The following is a 15404-nucleotide window of genomic DNA, read 5'->3' as shown; positions in this document are numbered from 1 at the left end:
CGGCAGCACGACCACGGCGCAGCCGACCGACCGGACGTCGTCCGGGCAACCCCGACACCCGGGAGGCGGTGCTCGCCGCGGCCCGGGCCACCTTCGCCGAGCGGGGGTTCGACGCCGCCTCCATCCGGGTCATCGCGACGGCGGCGGGCGTCGACCCGGCGCTGGTGCACCACTACTTCGGCAGCAAGGACAAGCTCTTCGTCGCTGCCATCGAGGCCCCGTACGACCCCGCGGACCTGCTGCCCGAGGCGCTGGCCGGTGGGCCCACGGAGCTCGGCGCCAACGTCGTCCGGCTGCTGCTGCGGGTCTGGGACGGCCCCGGCCGCGCCGCCGGGTTGGCCCTGGTGCGCTCCGCGGTCAGCAACGAGTGGACCGCCCGGCTGCTGCGCGAGTTCCTGGTCGCCCAGGTGCTGCGCCGCGTGGTCGGCACGCTGGACCTCCCGGCCGCCGAGGCCGACGCCCGCGGCTCGCTGGTCGCCTCCCAGCTGATCGGGGTGGTGATGGCCCGGTACGTGCTCCGGGTGGAGCCCCTGGCGTCGGCGTCGGCCGACGAGCTGGTCGCCGCCGTCGGCCCCACCGTCCAGCGGTACCTGACCGGCGACGTCGACCTCCCTGGGATCGTTGCACCCACCACCTAGGCTCTCGCCTCGATGACCAGCGACGACGGCTCCTCCGCCGGTCCGGACCGGCTGCCCACCGCGCCGGACGCGCCGCCGGCCGCCGTCTGCCGGCGGGTCCGGAAGACCTACCGGACGGCGACGGAGTCGGTGACCGCGCTGGACGACGTCACCGTGGACATCCCCCGCGCGCGGGTGACCGTGGTCGTCGGCCCCTCGGGTTCGGGCAAATCCTCGCTGCTGCGCCTGCTGGCCTGCACCGACTCCCCCGACTCCGGGGAGGTGCTCATCGCCGGCCAGCGGGTCGACCAGCTGGGCGCCCGGGCCCGTCGGGCACTGCGGCAGCGGCAGGTCGCCTACCTCTTCCAGCGCCCCGGCGAGAACCTGCTCCCCTACCTGGACGCGGTCGCCCAGATCCGGCTGGCCGCGTCGCTGCGCGGCGCCCCGGTCACCGCGGCCGCGGCGACCGAGCTGCTGGAGCGGCTCGGGCTGGCCGGACGCGCCGACCACCAACCCGCGCAGCTGTCCGGCGGCGAGCAGCAGCGGCTGGCGGTGGCGTGCGGCGTCGTCGGCGACCCGGCGCTGGTCGTCGCCGACGAGCCCACGGCCGAGCTGGACACCGCGGCCGCCGAGCGGGTGCTGGTCGCGATGGAGGACCTCGCCGCGGCCGGGGTCGGGTTCGTCATCTCCTCGCACGACCCCCGGGTGATGGCGATCGCCGACGGCTTCGTCCGGCTCGACCACGGCCGGCTGGTCGCCTCGTGAGCCCACGGCTGGAGCCGGCCGGCGGGTTCACCGGCGCGGGGCTGGTCAAGCGGTTCCGGCGTGGCGCGGAGACGGTCTCGGCGCTGGCCGGGGTCGATCTGGAGGTCGACTCCGGGGAGTTCGTCGCCCTGGTCGGCCCGTCCGGGTCCGGGAAGAGCACCCTGCTCGCGCTGCTGTGCGGATGGGAGGCCGCCGACGAGGGCGAGCTCGCGTACCTCGGCCCGCTCGCCGGACGGCGTCCCGCGGGCTTCGGCTGGCGGGACCTGGCCCTGGTGCCCCAGGCCCTCGGGCTGGTCGCCGACCTCAGCCTCGCCGACAACGTGTTGCTGCCCGCCCGGCTGAGCGGCACGCTGGCGGCCGAGGAGGACCGCGCCCGGTCGCTGCTGACCGCGTTCGGCGTCGAGCACCTCGCCGACCGCTACCCGCACCAGGCCTCCCTCGGCGAGCAGCAGCGGGTCGCCGTCGCCCGGGCCCTGCTGCTGCGCCCGGCGGTGCTGCTGGCCGACGAGCCCACCGCGCACCAGGACCGCGGCCACGCCGACCGGCTGCTCGACGCCGTCACCGACGCGGCCCGCGAGGGGTCGGCGGTGCTCATCGCCACCCACGACGAGATCGCCTGGGGCCGCGCCGACCGGGTGCTGTCCATGCGGGACGGCGTGGTCACCGAGGGCGTGCCCTCGTGAGCCGGCCACCGCTGTGGCGCCTGGCGCCGTGGACCCGGGCGCCGTGGCTCGGGCTGCGGCAGCCGGCCGCCGTCCTCGCCGTGCTGGTGACCTCGGCGATCCTGGCCTGCGCGGTCGCCTCCGCCCCGCTGTTCCTCTCCTCGGCCCGCTCCGCGGCGCTGCAGCAGCAGCTCTCCCAGCGCTGCGACGAGGTGGCCCGCCCGCAGACCGGTGTCAGCTCGGCTCTCGTCGATCAGCAGGGGCAGCCGCAGGACGGCGGCGACGGCAGCACCCGGCCGGAGCTCGACGAGTCGCTGCTGCAGGCCTGGGCGGACGCCGGACTGCCGGCCGAACCGGTGCTGGCCACGGCCTGGATCGGCTCGTCCTCCCCGGGCTCCGACGGCGCCCTCGCCCGCGGCCCGGACGGCGCTGCGCTGGCGCAGCCGGTCACCCTGTTCCACCGCCCGACCGCACTGGACAACGTCGAGGTGGTCGAGGCCGGCGACGGACCAGGGGTCTGGGTGCCGGTGAGCGTTGCCGAGCAGGACGGCCTCTCCGTCGGGGACCAACTCACCTTCGGCACCCAGCAGGCACCGGTCGCCGGCATCTACCGCGACCTCGCCGTCGCGAACGCCGACGACCCCTACTGGTGCGACTACCGGCTGCTGTTCTCCAACGAGGCCTCCGCGAACCGCGCCCCGCCGGCGATGCTCCTGGTCACCGACGAGAGCACCTTCTACCGGCTCGCCACGGCCGCGGCCGGCGGGGCGACCCGGCTCCAGCAGGTGCCGGTGGACGCCTCCTCGCTCTCGGTCAGCGACGTGCGCGATCAGCGGGAGACCCAGGAACGGATCGTCGCAGCCAGTGGCCTGGCGTCGGAGTTCGCGCCGGGCGTCCGCGCGATCGCCGTGCCCAACGACCGGCTGCCCGACGTGCTGGAGCGTGCCGGGCTGATCGAGTCCGGGCTGCGCGGACCCGTCGTCCCGGTCGCGGTGGCCGGCGCGCTGCTCGCCCTCGTCCTCGTCGCCTCCGCCGGCAGCTTCTGGGCCGACCGGCGGGCCACCGAGGTGCGGTTGCTCGCCGCCCGCGGGGTCGGGCCGGTGCCGCTGGCCGGCAAGGCGGCGCTGGAGCTGGGGCTGCCCGCGCTGGCCGGGGCGGCACTGGGCTGGGCGGCGTCCCGGCTGCTGATCGCCGGCCTCGGACCCGCCGACGACCTCGACCCCTCCGCCACCACCGCTGCGGCCTGGGCCGGGGTCGCCGCCTTCGTGGTCGGTCTGGCCGCTGCCTCGGCCGTGGCCGGGCTGCGGGCGCGCGGCACCGCGGAGCGGCCGCTCGGCGCCGCCCCGCGCTGGCCGGCCCGGGTGCCGTGGGAGCTGGCCCTGCTGCTCGGCGCGGCCTGGTGCTGGCTGCTGCTGCAGTCGCGCGACGCGGTGGTCAGCGTCGCCTACGTGGCCCAGGTCAACGGGCTGCTGGTCGCCTTCCCGCTGCTGGCGATCGCCGGCACCGCCGTCCTGCTCGGCCGGGGGGTCACCGCGCTGCTGCCCCGGCTGCGCCGCTGGGCCGGCCGCCGCTCCCCCGCCGTCTTCCTCGCCGTCAACCGGCTCTCCGCGGCCCGGCTCGCCACCGCCACCCTCCTGGTCGCGGTCACCCTCCCGGTCGCCGTGCTCGGCTACACCGCGACGCTGACCGCCAGCTCGCAGACCACCCTGGACGCCAAGGTCGGCGTGCAGATCGGCGCTGCGGCAGCGGCCGTCACGGTCACCCGCTTCGAGGCGACGCCGGCGATCGAGGCGGCCGGCACCTACGTCGTCCGCTACGACGGCAGCGCCGTGGCCCGCGACGGCGGGCGGTCGGACGTCCAGGTGCTGGCCGTCGACCCCGACGACTTCGCCGACACCGCCTTCTGGGACGACTCCTTCGCCGACCGCCCGCTCACCGAGCTGCTGGCCGCCCTGACCGGCCCGGAGGTCGACGGGCGGCTGCCGGTGGTCGCCGCCGGGCTCCCGGTCGGCGACCCCGACCTCCGGCTGGGCAGCACGGCGGTGCCGGCCGAGGTGACCGCCACCGCACGGGTGCTGCCCGGCCGCCGCAGCGGTGACCCGGTCGTCCTCGTCGACGCCGATCGGCTCCCGGAGATCAGCCGGAACGCCGGGGCCGCACCCGCCGCCGAGCTCTGGACGAACGGTGACCTCGGCGCGGGGATCGACGCCCTGACCGACGCCGGCGCACAGAACATCCGGGTGCTGACCCCAGGCGGGGTGCAGGAGAGCGCCAACTTCCTGGGCATCACCTGGACCTTCGGGTACCTCTCCGCGCTCGCCGTCTTCGTCGGGGTGATCGCCGTCGGCGGGCTGCTGCTGTACCTGGAGGCCCGCTCACGCAGCCGCGTCTCCGGCTACGTGATGGCCCGCCGGCTGGGGCTGTCCCGGGGCGCGCACCTGCGCTCGCTGCTCGTCGAGCTGGTCGGGGTGGCCATGGCCGGGCTGCTGCTGGGCGTGCTGCTGGCCGCCGGGGCGGTGGCGCTGGTGTACCGGCGGCTGGACGTCGACCGGGTGCGCCCGCCCACGCCGCTGCTGGACGTCCCGTGGCCGGCGATCGCCGGGACGGCGGCGGCCACCGTCGTCGTCGCCTGCCTCGCGGCGCTGTACGCCCAGCGGGCCGCCGACCGGGCCGACCCCGCCACCGTCCTCCGCGAGGACGCGTGAGTCAGCTGCGCGGAGCCCGGGCGAGCTGGCGGCTCTGCGCGACCAGCCGGCCGGTGGAGTCCCAGATCCGGTAGTCCTCGTCCAGCCAGCCGCCGGCGATCTCGCTCGACCGGGCCTCGACCAGGCACCAGCCCGGTGCCGGGAGCGCGCGGACCAGGACCTGCAGCTGCACCGTGGGTGCCCAGCCGAACACCCCCATCGCCCAGGGCGTCGGCGGCAGCGCGTCGGCGAAGGTGACCAGCGCCAGCGGGTCCGGCTCGCGGCCGTCGGCGAAGCGCAGCCAGGCCCGCAGCACCGGCTCCTCGGCCGGCTGCCCCAGCGCCCAGCCGGCCGTCAGCGGGTCCAGCCGGACGTCGACCCGCTGGGTGAGCCCCGGCACCGACACCGACGACGGCGCCAGGTGCGCGTTCTCGGCGATGGAGACACAGTCCTGCACGGGAGTCGCGGCCGGCATCGGTGAGGAGAAGGCCGCGGCGTCGGCCGTGAGCGTCGCCGTCGTCGCCTGGACGGTCACCGCGGGCCCAGCGGCGTCGGCCAGCACCACCGCCGAGTGGGCCAGCGTCCGCCCGGCCGGTCCCGGGGTGACGGTCAGCGTCGCCGGACCGGCCGCGGCGGCGTGCAGGTAGCTGGCCGACAGGGCGACCGGGTGGGGGTGCGGCGACTCGAGCACGGCGGCCCGCGCAGCGACGGCCAGCAGGTACCCGCCGTTCAGGATCCCGCCACCGACGTCCCACCCCGGGTCCAGCTCGGTGGTCAGCCCGCCCCCCTCGGTCCGGGCGACGGCGGTCGCGGTGTCGAAGGCAGAGCGGGGATCGGTCAGCGGCACGGCTGACAGGGTGCCAGGCCCGCGGCCCCTTCCCGTCGGCCGCGGTGCGCCACTGCGCCGGCTGCCGATGATCAGGTCACCTGGTCCCGTGGGCACCTACCTGGCGGCAGACCACCGGGTGGGTCCCCGCACGACCAGGTGACCTGATCCCGGCGCGGCTCAGCCGACGGGCCAGGCGGCCACCCGCTCGTAGCGCGGCTCGGGCCCGAGGTGGCTGCGCCACAGCACCACCCCGGTCACCGGCCAGACCGGCCCCCGGTACCCGGCGAGCCGTTCGGGCAGGTCCCCGTCGGCCGGCTGCCCGGGTCGCCACCGCCCCACGGTCAGGTGTGCCCGGAACGGCCGGTCCTCGACGGTCAGGCCGACGCTGCGCGCGGCGGCGGCCAGCCGGCCGGCGAGCGCGGTCAGCTCGGGCACGTCGCCGGTCAGCCCGGCCCAGCAGACCGAGGGACGACGGCGCGACCCGAACCGACCGGCGCCGGCCAGCTGCAGGGACAACGGTGGTGTGCCGTCGGCCGCCGGGGTGACCGCCGCGCGCAGGGGCGTGAGCAGCGGCGCCGGCACCTCGCCGAGGAACACCAGGGTCAGGTGCCACCGGGAGGTCGGCGTCCAGCGGGGCGCGCCGGGGGCCGACCGCAGTGGCTCGAGCGCTCGGTCCAGATCGGCCGCGGCGGCTGCGGGCGGGTCGACGGCGAGGAAGAGCCGGCCGGCCGAGGGGGGCCGGGGTGCCGACTCGGTCAGCCGGTCACCACCAGCCCCGCGGCCTCCAGGCCCCCGAGCAGCCGGATCCGCTCGAGCTCACGGGCCTCCGGGGGCACGGAGGTCAGCTGCTGGGGCACCTCGAGCAGCACGGCGGCCTCCACGAGCAGGTCGTCGTAGGCGGCCAGCAGGCCACGGCGCCGCTCCATCGGCATGCCCCCCGGGACCATGGCGAGCTCGCGGGCGAGCCGGCGCAGGTCGGCCGCGACCCGTTCCAGCGGCCGGCGCGGCCGGTCGACCGACCCGGTCGCCACCGTCTCCCGCGGGACGCGACGGCCCGCGGGATGGGCGCCGGTGGGGCGACGGCGCGGCGGGAGAGCAGTCGGGAGGGGGGCCGCCGGGGCATCGACGGACTCGGCGGCGGTCCGGGCACGGCGTCGGGCGGCGAGGTCTGCCTGCAGCTGACCCGTCGCCCAGCGGAGCAGCAGGACGAGCAGGGCCACGCCCACGACCACGAGGACGACGGTGCCACCCAACTGCAGCAACGACGCCCCTACTTCCGCGGAGACAGACCCTCCCTCGGGCACGGGCCGACGGTACGTCGCACATCCCGCTGTGACAATGCGAACGCTGAGTGCAACCGCGTCGCACACTCAGTGCTCATGCGTCATCACCGCAGCGTGACCTGCTCAGCGCGCCTGATCGCGGACGACGGGCTCCCCCGGCACCTGGTCGTCGGCCAGGGCGGCCAGCCCGGCGGCGCGGGTCGGCGTCGTGGCGGCAGCGACGTGCAGCTGCATGCTCGGCGGGCGGACGTGCAGCTCCAGCCGCACCCGCCGGCCGCGGGCGAGCACCGCGCCGGCCGCGGCCGCCACCACCACGACGACCAGGCCACCGCCGATGAAGCCCCAGGGCGCACCGAAGCGCTCGGAGACCCAGCCGATCAGTGGCGCACCGACCGGCGTCCCGCCCATGAAGCACATGAAGTACAGCGCCAGCACCCGGCCACGCATCCGCGGCTCGACGCCCAGCTGCACGAAGCTGTTGCAGGCCACGCTGAAGACCAGCGCGGCGGCGCCGGTCGGGATCAGCACGACGGCGAAGGCGTAGTAGTTGCCCATCAGCCCGCTCACGATCAGCAGCAGCCCGAAGGCCACCGCGGAGACGATGAGGAACCGCTGTAGCGGCCGGGTGCTGCGCCGGGTCGACAGCAGCGCCCCGGACAGGGAGCCGACGGCGAAGGTGGTGGACAGCAGCCCGAACGCGCCGGCGCCCAGGTCGAAGACCTCGCGGGCCATCAGCGCGATGGTGATCTGGGAGTTGAAGCCGAACGTGCCCACGACGAAGGCCAGCAGCATCGCCAGCTGCAGGTCCGGGTGCTGCCGGGTGTAGAGCAGCGTCTCCCGCAGCTGCCCGCGCGAGCGGGCGACCGGGGTGCTGCGGCTCAGCTCCCCGACCCGCATCGCGGCCAGCGAGGCGATCGTGCAGGCGAACGTGGCGGCGTTGACCAGGAACGCCGGGGCGGTGTCCCCGCCCGAGACCGCGATCAGCGCACCGGCGACCGCGGGCCCCACCAGCCGGGCGCCGTTGAACACCGTGGAGTTGAGGCTGACCGCGTTGGCCAGCAGGTCCGAGCCCACCATCTCCGAGACGAACGACTGGCGCACCGGGACGTCGAGGGAGGAGACCACACCCAGCCCCAGGGCCAGCAGGTAGACGTGCCACAGCGCGATCGAGTCGGTGGCGACCAGCAGGCCCAGACCCAGGGCGAGCACGCCCATGACCGCCTGGGTGAGCATCAGCACCCGGCGCTTGTCGTACCGGTCCGCCAGCACCCCGCCGTAGAAGCTGAAGAAGAGCGTCGGCCCGAACTGCAGTGCGGTGGTGATGCCCAGCGCGACACCACTGTCCCCGGACAGCTGCAGCACCAGCCAGTCCTGGCCGATGCGCTGCATCCAGGTCCCGGTCTGGCTGACCAGGTTGGCCGAGACGTAGAGCCGGAAGTTGCGGACGCGCAACGCCCGGAACATCCCGGCGCGGGGGGTGGGGTCAGGAGCCGTCGAGGTCACCCACTGGCGAGCTTCTCCATGATCACCGCGGCTTCGCGCAGCACGGCCCGGTCCTCGCCCGACAGCTCCTGGAGCCGGCCGGCCAGCCAGGCCTCGCGGGCCCGGACCTCCTCGCCCAGCAGCTCCTCGGCCGCCGGGGTCAGGTCGATGACCACCTGCCGACCGTCGGTGGGGTGCGGGGTGCGGGTGACCAGGCCCCGGGACTCCAGCGCGACGACCACCCGGGTCATCGACGGCGGCTGCACCCGCTCGTGCGCCGCCAGTTCACCCGGGCTCATCGCGCCGTGCCGCTTGAGGGTCGACAGGGCGGCCAGGTGGGTCAGCGTCACCGAGGTGTCCACCCGCTGGTTGCGCAGCCGCCGGGAGAACCGCATGACCGCCAGTCGCAGGTCGTGGGCGAGCGCCGCGGTGTCCAGCGTCGTCCGAGCCACGTCTGCCACCTTAACCGGAGTAGAAAGCCTGCCTAACGAACCGTGCCCGACGGGGCCCCCTCAGAGGAGCTGCTGGATCGGGTCGAGCGCGAAGTAGACGACGAAGACGGCGGCCACCACCCACATGAGCGGGTGCACGTCGCGACGGCGGCCGACCGCCAGCCGCAGCAGCACGAAGCTGACCACCCCGGCCCCGATCCCGTTGGTGATCGAGTAGGTGAACGGCATCAGCGCGATCGTCAGGAACGCGGGGATGACCAGCGACATGTCGTCCCAGGACAGGTCCCGGATCTGGCTGATCAACATGGCGCCCACGATCACCAGCACCGGCGCCGCGGCCTCGGAGGGCACCACCTGCACCAGCGGGGTGAAGAAGGCGGCCACCAGGAAGACGACACCAGTGACGACGCTGGCCAGGCCGGTGCGGGCGCCGTCCCCGACGCCGGCGGCGCTCTCGATGTAGGTGGTGTTCGAGGAGATGCTCGAGGCGCCACCGGCGGCGGCGGCCAGCGAGTCGACCAGCAGGACCGGCTGGGAGCGCGGCAGGTTGCGGTCGGAGTCGAGCAGGTCACCCTCGGCGCCCACCGCCGTCACGGTCCCGACGGTGTCGAAGAAGTCCGCGATCATGATCGAGAAGACGATCAGGAGGGCGGCGAGGACGCCGATCCGCTCGAAGCCGCCGAACAGCGAGAAGTTGCCGATCAGCGACAGGTCGGGCAGGCCGAACCAGTCGGCGGGCCACGACGGCACCTGGAGCGCCCAGCCCCGCGGGTCCAGCTCGTTGCCGTCGGGACCCAGGCGCGGCCCGACGTCGGCGATCGCCTCGACCACGATGGCGAACAGCGTCGTGATCACGATGCCCAGGAGCAGGCCGCCCCGGACCTTGCGGACGACGAGCACGCTGGTGAGCAGCAGGCCGACGACGAAGGTGAGCATCGGCCACCCCGCGAGCTGGCCACCGACACCGAAGCTGATCAGTGGCGCCCCAGGCCGGATGACCCCGGCGTCGGACAGCCCGATGATGGTCAGGAAGAAGCCGATCCCGACCGCGATGGCGATCTTCAGCTGGGCCGGGATCGCCTCGAACACCGCCCGCCGGAAGCCGGTGAGCACCAGCAGGGCGATGAGCAGGCCGGACAGCACGACCAGCCCCATCACCTCGGGCCAGGTGAGCTGGGTGGCGGCGTAGACGGCGACGATCGCGTTGATGCCCAGACCGGTGGCCAGCGCGAACGGGTAGCGACCGATGGCGCCCATCGCGATGGTCAGCACACCGGCGACGAAGGCGGTGACGGCGGCGACCGAGGCGAACGGCAGCGTGTTCCCGTTGATGTCCGCGCCGGACAGGATGATCGGGTTCAGGACGACGATGTAGGCCATCGCGAAGAACGTGGTGACACCACCGCGCACCTCACGGCCGACCGTGGACCGGCGCTCGGTGATCGAGAAGTACCGGTCCAACCCGTTCTTGGGGCGCACCTTCGGCCCGGGGCTGCGCCGCGGGCCGGTCACGACCTCGGCGGGCGTCCCGGCGGGCGCGGCACCGACGGCGGTCGCACCGGTGCCGCCGGCTGACTTGCGGGCACGGCCGCGGGACTTGTCGGGCATGGGTGGACCCCCGGGGACGGCGACCGGCGCAGCTCCGGCGGGGTCGACGTCCCGGCGGGCCGCCCGGTGCGGGTGGCATCGAGCGGCGTCAGCGTGCCACACCGCCCGGGCGCGTCGGAGGGACCACCGTGCCGACCTGCGGTGCAGCGGCCTAGGGTCGGAGCGTGCCCGCCCCGACCCGGCCCTCTCCCCCGCCCCTGCAGGTCGACACGGTCCGGGTGGTCCTGGCCGGCACCGCGCTGTGGGTGATCGCCCTGGTGGTGCTGCTCTTCCTCGGCGACCGGGTCGACCCGGTCTGGACCTGGACCTGCGTGGCCGGCGTCGTGCTGCCCGGCCTCGGTCTGTTGCTCATGCGCTGGCAGGGCCAGCGCTGACACCGCGGCTCAGATGACGTCGAAGTCCGCGGTGTCGTAGCGGGCCGTGGGGGTGAACTCGGCCGGCTCGCCGTCGATGCGCTCCAGGCTGGCCTGGCTGTGCGCGCCGCAGCCGTAGTCGGCGGCGACGACGTGCCCGTCGGCCGGGGCGTAGGCGTTGCTGCACGCGCCGAGCGACAGGCGGAGCGAGCCGGCCAGCGGCAGGTAGAAGCCACAGGTCGCGCACGGACCGGGCGCGTGCCGGGCCATCGACGAGCGCGGCCCGAAGTCCCCGTCGCGCCAGCGCTGCGCGGCCTCGATGCGCCCCTCGGGGGAGAGCACCCGCTCCCGGCCGATGCCCAGCTCCTCGGCGACGATGCGGCCGGCCGGGTCCTCGGCGGAGTCGTCGTCGGCCAGGTACGCGGGCACCAGCCGGGCGTCGTCCTCGGTGGAGGGCAACACGTCGCCCACCGACAGGTCCCCGGGCCGCAGCCGCTCGTGCCACGGCACCCAGGCCGGGGCGAGCAGCGCCGAGTCGCCCGGGAGCAGCACGACCTCGTCGAGGGTGACCTCGTCCGCGCCGGGCACCGCGGCCAGCGTCACGGCCCAGTGCCAGCCGGCGTAGCCGGGCAGGGTGGCGGCGAAGGAGTGCGTGCCGACGACGCCGAGTGCCGGGTCCGCCTGCTCGGCCAGCACCTCCGGGGTCACCCCCAGGTGCTCACCGACCGCCGCCGGGTCACCAGCCACCTCGATCGCGGCGGCCCGGGCCTGCTCGACCGCAGCGGCCAGCACCTCGTCGGGAGAGGAGCCAGGGGACGCGGCGGTGGGAGCTGAGTCGGACACGTCCCCCATTGTCGCCGATGACGGCAAGGCCGTCCCGGCCAGGGAGGTCCGTCCGCCCCGTCGGGCGCACAGGCGGCTGCGGCACCATGGGCGCGTGCCCGACCACCCCGCCCCGCGCGCCCGACGGCGGCTGCGGTCCGCACGAGGCGGCCGGGACGAGACCACACCGGCGGGTCATCCGCACCCCGACCAGGAGGCAACGACGTGAACGGCGCAGGACGAGCACCGGGGACGGCACTGCTGAGCGGGGTGCTGCTGCTCGCCGGGTGCGGCGACTCCGGCGGAACCGCTGCCGGCGCCGGCGGGACCGCCCCTGCCGGCGGGGGCGGGACCGTCCCCTCGATCACCGTGCAGGCCGGAGGGGACGAGATCACCGTCGACCCGACCCAGTACTGCCTGGACGGGGAGGGTCAGCGCTACCGGACCGACCCCACGTACGTGGAGGTCGCCCCGGACACCGAGATCGTGCTGCGGGTGCCCGATGTGGTGGCCGACGCCGGCTGGAGCGTCCAGGTGTTCGACGACCAGCTCGAGGAGCGGATCGGCGAGATCGACGTGCCGGCGGGCACCCCCGTGTTCAACGAGATCAACACCTCCGACGTCGTGCCCGCGACCTACTACCTGGTGGTCGTGGAGGACTCCGACACCGACGCCTGCTCGGGGCTGTCCGGTGCCTGGCCGGTGGGGTTCATCCGCGCCGACGGCGTCGCCGGGACGACCACCGGCTGACGGCCCCGCTGCCGGCGGCAGCGGGGCCCGTCGTCAGGCGTCCAGGTCGGTGGCGACCGCGCGGAGCACCGCAGCGACCTTGCGGGCCGTCGGCTTGTCGGGGTGGCGCCCGTGCCGCATGCCCTCCGAGACGTCGTCCAGCAGCTTGATCAGGTCCTCGAGGATCGGCACCATGTCGTCGGGCTTCTTGCGGGTACCGGCGACCGCGGACGGCAGCGGGTCGAGCACCTGCACCTGCAGCGCCTGGTCACCCCGACGGCCCTGGACGATGCCGAACTCCACGCGCTGGCCCGGCTTGAGCTCGGTGGTGCCGGCGGGCAGCGCGTCCTTGTGCACGAACACGTCGGGCCCGCCGTCGTGTGCGAGGAAGCCGAAGCCCTTCTCCGGGTTGAACCACTTCACCTTGCCGCTGGGCACGTCGATCCCTCAGTCAGTCGTCTCCGGGTCCCGGCCGTCGCGGCCGGCGGCGTCAGCCACGGTGGGCTGAACGTCTCCCAGGTTAGCCACGGTCGGCCACCCCTTTCCGGGCCCGGGGGAGCCGTTCAGGCGTTCCGGACGGCGGCCTCCGCCTGCAGACCCAGCTCCTCGATCGACACCTCACGCATCTCGACCTTGCGCACCTTGCCGGTCACCGTCATCGGGAACGCATCGACGACCTTCACGTACCGGGGCACCTTGTAGTGGGCCAGCTTGCCGGCGCAGAAGGCCCGCAGCCCGTCCGCGGTGAGGTGCTCGGCACCGTCGCGCAGCCGCACCCAGGCCATCAGCTCCTCGCCGAACCGCGCGTCCGGGACGCCGATCACCTGGGCCTCGACGACGTCGGGGTGGGTGAAGAGGAACTCCTCGATCTCGCGCGGGTACACGTTCTCCCCGCCGCGGATGACCATGTCCTTGATCCGGCCGACGATGTTGAGGTAGCCGGCGTCGTCCATCACGGCGAGGTCGCCGGTGTGCATCCAGCGGGCGGCGTCCAGCACCTCGGCGGTCTTCTCCGGCTCGCCCCAGTAGCCCAGCATCACCGAGTAACCGCGGGTGCAGAACTCGCCGGTCTGCCCGCGCGGGACGGTCAGCCCGGTCCGCGGGTCGACCACCTTGACCTCCAGGTGCGGGTGCACCCGCCCGACGGTCGACGTCCGCCGGTCGAGGTCGTCCTCGGCGCCGGTCTGGGTGGAGACCGGCGAGGTCTCGGTCATGCCGTAGCAGATGGTCACCTCGGCCATCCCCATCTCGTCGACCACCCGCTTCATCACCTCCACCGGGCACGGTGAACCGGCCATGATCCCGGTGCGCAGGCTGGACAGGTCGTAGGAGCCGAAGTCCGGCAGCGCCAGCTCGGCGATGAACATGGTGGGGACGCCGTAGAGCGAGGTGCACCGCTCCTCCTGCACCGCCCGCAGGGTGGCCGCGGGGTCGAACCCGGGCGCCGGGACGACCATCGTCGCCCCGTGCGAGGTGCAGCCGAGGTTGCCCATCCCCATGCCGAAGCAGTGGTAGTAGGGCACCGGGATGCAGACCCGGTCGGCCTCGGTGTAGCCGCAGCCCTCGCCGACGAAGAACGCGTTGTTGAGCAGGTTGTGGTGGGTGAGCGTGGCGCCCTTGGGGAAGCCCGTCGTCCCGGAGGTGTACTGGATGTTGATCGGGTCGTCGGGGGAGAGCTGCGCCGCCCGCTCGACGAGCCGGGCGCGGTCGCCCGCCCGGCCAGTCTCCAGCAGCTGCTGCCACTGCGGGTCACCGAGGACGACGACCTCCCGCAGCGCGGGACAGTCCGCCCGGACCTCCTCGACCATCGCGCGGTAGTCGCTGCCCTTGAACTCCGGCGCCGCCACCAGCACCGAGATGCCCGCCTGGCGCAGCACGTAGGACAGCTCGTGGGTGCGGTAGGCGGGGTTGATGGTGACCAGGACGGCGCCGAGCTTCGCCGTCCCGTACTGCACGAAGACCCACTCGGCGCAGTTCGGCGCCCAGATGCCGACCCGGTCGCCCTTGGCCACGCCGAGGGCGTCCAGGCCGAGCGCGCAGGCGTCGACCTCGGCGACCAGCTCGGGATAGGTCCAGCGGCGGCCCGTGGCGCACTCGACGAGCGCCTCGTGGTCGCCCACCCGCGCTGCCGTCCGATCGAGGTCGTCCCCGATCGTGTCGCCCAGCAGGGGCACCGTGGAGGTGCCGCTGCTGTAGGACGGCAGCGCGGGCGCCGTCACCTGCCCTCGCCCGCCATCAGACCGGCCCGGTTGGGCTTGTCCTGCGGGTGGGCGTAGCGCAGCCGCTCCGGCGGGAGCGGGAAGGCGTGGTCCTCACCGAACGGCGAGAGCCCACCGGCCATCTCGCTGATCAGCTCGGTGACCGGCGGGCCGTCGCCCTCCGACGTCCCCCAGGTCGGCTCGACCAGGTGGGCGTGCTTGGCCTTGCGCTTGGACATGACGCCTCCAGTTGCTCTGCCGGGCCACGGAGTGCTGCCCGGGTGTCTCGTCCGCCATCTTCCCGTGTGACACCCGCCTCACGCACGCCGCGGGGCCACCGTGTCGCTGGGAGGGGTCACCGCCGGTCGGCCCGCCGGGCGCCGTAGACCGTGCCGGCGCCGTCGGCGGTCAGCAGCCACTCCCGCGGGGAGGCCTCGGCGTAGCGCACCTCGGCGCCGTCCAGCCGCTGCACGGCACGGGTGCGCCAGACGGCCGTGGACACCAGCCGCAGCCGCAGCGGCTCGTCGGTCAGCTCGTCGTAGCCGGCCGGCTCGACCTGCAGCAGCGCCGGGCCGGCGATCCGCAACCGCCCGTGCTGCCACGGCTCGCGGGCCAGGGCGGCGGTCCAGCGGCGGGCGCGCAGCCAGGCACCCAGCCCGATGACCGCCACGACGACCCCGCCGACGACGAGCAGCACGGCCATCAGCCCGGCGAACGGCGGCCGAGCACCCCCGTCGGCGGCGATCCGGACGACGGCGGCCCCCAGCAGCCAGCCCAGGACGACGGCGACCACGCCACCGACCAGCCAGCGCAGCGCGCCGGCCCGGAGCGCGGCCAGGTCGGTGCGGGTCTGCGGGTCGTCGAGGGCGGGCACCCCGGGATGGTGACAGAGCCCGGCCGCCCGAGCAGGCCCGCCGGCC

Annotated in this window: 17 protein-coding genes; 6 read left to right on the top strand and 11 right to left on the bottom strand. The window is 75.0% G+C overall.

The window, feature by feature from the left end; genetic code table 11:
• The first annotated feature begins 68 nt into the window (after window positions 1-68).
• The 4 genes from O2V61_RS02675 to O2V61_RS02660 are packed head-to-tail and all read left to right on the top strand — an operon-like array spanning window position 69 to window position 4749.
• Window positions 69-638: a TetR/AcrR family transcriptional regulator gene (locus O2V61_RS02675; RefSeq protein WP_269181787.1), complete on the top strand. Its 570-nt coding sequence runs from the start codon at window positions 69-71 to the stop codon at window positions 636-638.
• A 12-nt stretch (window positions 639-650) separates the two neighbouring features.
• On the top strand, window positions 651-1382 hold the full coding sequence (locus O2V61_RS02670) for an ABC transporter ATP-binding protein (protein WP_269181786.1): 732 nt from the start codon (window positions 651-653) through the stop codon (window positions 1380-1382).
• Window positions 1379-2065, top strand: a complete 687-nt coding sequence (locus O2V61_RS02665; RefSeq protein ID WP_269181785.1) for an ABC transporter ATP-binding protein — start codon at window positions 1379-1381, stop codon at window positions 2063-2065. The genes O2V61_RS02670 and O2V61_RS02665 overlap by 4 nt, the downstream gene beginning before the upstream one ends.
• Window positions 2062-4749 carry an FtsX-like permease family protein gene (locus O2V61_RS02660; RefSeq protein ID WP_269181784.1) on the top strand — a complete coding sequence of 896 codons (2688 nt, stop codon included), beginning with the start codon at window positions 2062-2064 and terminating at the stop codon, window positions 4747-4749. Before O2V61_RS02665 ends, O2V61_RS02660 begins: the two co-directional genes overlap by 4 nt.
• A 1-nt stretch (window position 4750) precedes the next feature.
• On the opposite strand, the gene O2V61_RS02655 is transcribed toward O2V61_RS02660, so the two are convergent.
• From O2V61_RS02655 to O2V61_RS02630, 6 genes are all read right to left on the bottom strand, one after another.
• Window positions 4751-5575, bottom strand: coding sequence for a thioesterase family protein (locus O2V61_RS02655; protein WP_269181783.1), 825 nt, complete (start codon window positions 5573-5575; stop codon window positions 4751-4753).
• A 159-nt stretch (window positions 5576-5734) separates the two neighbouring features.
• Window positions 5735-6316, bottom strand: coding sequence for an RNA 2',3'-cyclic phosphodiesterase (thpR, locus tag O2V61_RS02650; RefSeq protein WP_269182986.1), 582 nt, complete (start codon window positions 6314-6316; stop codon window positions 5735-5737).
• Entirely contained in the window at window positions 6313-6861 is a 549-nt protein-coding gene (locus tag O2V61_RS02645) for a hypothetical protein (RefSeq protein WP_269181782.1), read from the bottom strand. Before O2V61_RS02645 ends, thpR begins: the two co-directional genes overlap by 4 nt.
• Before the next feature lie 102 nt (window positions 6862-6963).
• Window positions 6964-8343: an MFS transporter gene (locus tag O2V61_RS02640; RefSeq protein WP_269181781.1), complete on the bottom strand. Its 1380-nt coding sequence runs from the start codon at window positions 8341-8343 to the stop codon at window positions 6964-6966.
• The gene (locus tag O2V61_RS02635) at window positions 8340-8774 is read right to left on the bottom strand and encodes a MarR family winged helix-turn-helix transcriptional regulator (RefSeq protein ID WP_269181780.1); all 435 of its coding nucleotides are present in this window, start codon (window positions 8772-8774) and stop codon (window positions 8340-8342) included. Before O2V61_RS02635 ends, O2V61_RS02640 begins: the two co-directional genes overlap by 4 nt.
• A gap of 60 nt (window positions 8775-8834) precedes the next feature.
• Entirely contained in the window at window positions 8835-10382 is a 1548-nt protein-coding gene (locus tag O2V61_RS02630; protein ID WP_269181779.1) for an NCS2 family permease, read from the bottom strand.
• A gap of 164 nt (window positions 10383-10546) precedes the next feature.
• Here O2V61_RS02630 and O2V61_RS02625 point away from each other — a divergent pair, with 164 nt between their 5' ends.
• Window positions 10547-10756, top strand: a complete 210-nt coding sequence (locus tag O2V61_RS02625; protein ID WP_269181778.1) for a DUF2530 domain-containing protein — start codon at window positions 10547-10549, stop codon at window positions 10754-10756.
• A 9-nt stretch (window positions 10757-10765) separates the two neighbouring features.
• Here O2V61_RS02625 and O2V61_RS02620 read toward each other — a convergent pair whose 3' ends face one another.
• Window positions 10766-11587: a DUF3027 domain-containing protein gene (locus O2V61_RS02620; RefSeq protein WP_269181777.1), complete on the bottom strand. Its 822-nt coding sequence runs from the start codon at window positions 11585-11587 to the stop codon at window positions 10766-10768.
• Window positions 11588-11782: 195 nt separating this feature from the next.
• On the opposite strand from O2V61_RS02620, the gene O2V61_RS02615 reads away from it, so the two are divergent.
• The gene (locus O2V61_RS02615) at window positions 11783-12307 is read left to right on the top strand and encodes a DUF2771 family protein (protein WP_269181776.1); all 525 of its coding nucleotides are present in this window, start codon (window positions 11783-11785) and stop codon (window positions 12305-12307) included.
• 33 nt (window positions 12308-12340) lie between these two features.
• Here the strand turns inward: O2V61_RS02615 and O2V61_RS22400 are convergent, their stop codons facing one another.
• The 4 genes from O2V61_RS22400 to O2V61_RS02595 all read right to left on the bottom strand — a co-directional run bounded on the left by O2V61_RS22400 (window position 12341) and on the right by O2V61_RS02595 (window position 15358).
• Window positions 12341-12724, bottom strand: coding sequence for a cold-shock protein (locus O2V61_RS22400; RefSeq protein ID WP_269181775.1), 384 nt, complete (start codon window positions 12722-12724; stop codon window positions 12341-12343).
• Window positions 12725-12849: 125 nt separating this feature from the next.
• Window positions 12850-14505, bottom strand: coding sequence for an AMP-binding protein (locus tag O2V61_RS02605; protein ID WP_269181774.1), 1656 nt, complete (start codon window positions 14503-14505; stop codon window positions 12850-12852).
• Entirely contained in the window at window positions 14502-14723 is a 222-nt protein-coding gene (locus tag O2V61_RS02600) for a hypothetical protein (RefSeq protein WP_269181773.1), read from the bottom strand. Before O2V61_RS02600 ends, O2V61_RS02605 begins: the two co-directional genes overlap by 4 nt.
• Window positions 14724-14839: 116 nt before the next feature.
• A complete protein-coding gene (locus O2V61_RS02595) occupies window positions 14840-15358 on the bottom strand; it encodes a hypothetical protein (RefSeq protein ID WP_269181772.1) in 519 nt (172 codons plus the stop codon).
• Window positions 15359-15404: the final 46 nt, after the last annotated feature.

It is taken from the genome of Modestobacter sp. VKM Ac-2985 (genome assembly GCF_026967925.1).
Taxonomy (GTDB): domain Bacteria; phylum Actinomycetota; class Actinomycetes; order Mycobacteriales; family Geodermatophilaceae; genus Modestobacter.
Note: the sequence above shows the minus strand (reverse complement) of the source record. Positions and strands in the feature narration are given on the sequence as shown.

Coding starts and splice junctions, on each gene's coding strand:
- O2V61_RS02600 (WP_269181773.1), bottom strand. CDS start 14,723: ATGTCCAAGCGCAAGGCCAAGCACGCCCACCTGGTCGAGCCGACCTGG.
- O2V61_RS02670 (WP_269181786.1), top strand. CDS start 651: ATGACCAGCGACGACGGCTCCTCCGCCGGTCCGGACCGGCTGCCCACC.
- O2V61_RS02620 (WP_269181777.1), bottom strand. CDS start 11,587: ATGGGGGACGTGTCCGACTCAGCTCCCACCGCCGCGTCCCCTGGCTCC.
- O2V61_RS02630 (WP_269181779.1), bottom strand. CDS start 10,382: ATGCCCGACAAGTCCCGCGGCCGTGCCCGCAAGTCAGCCGGCGGCACC.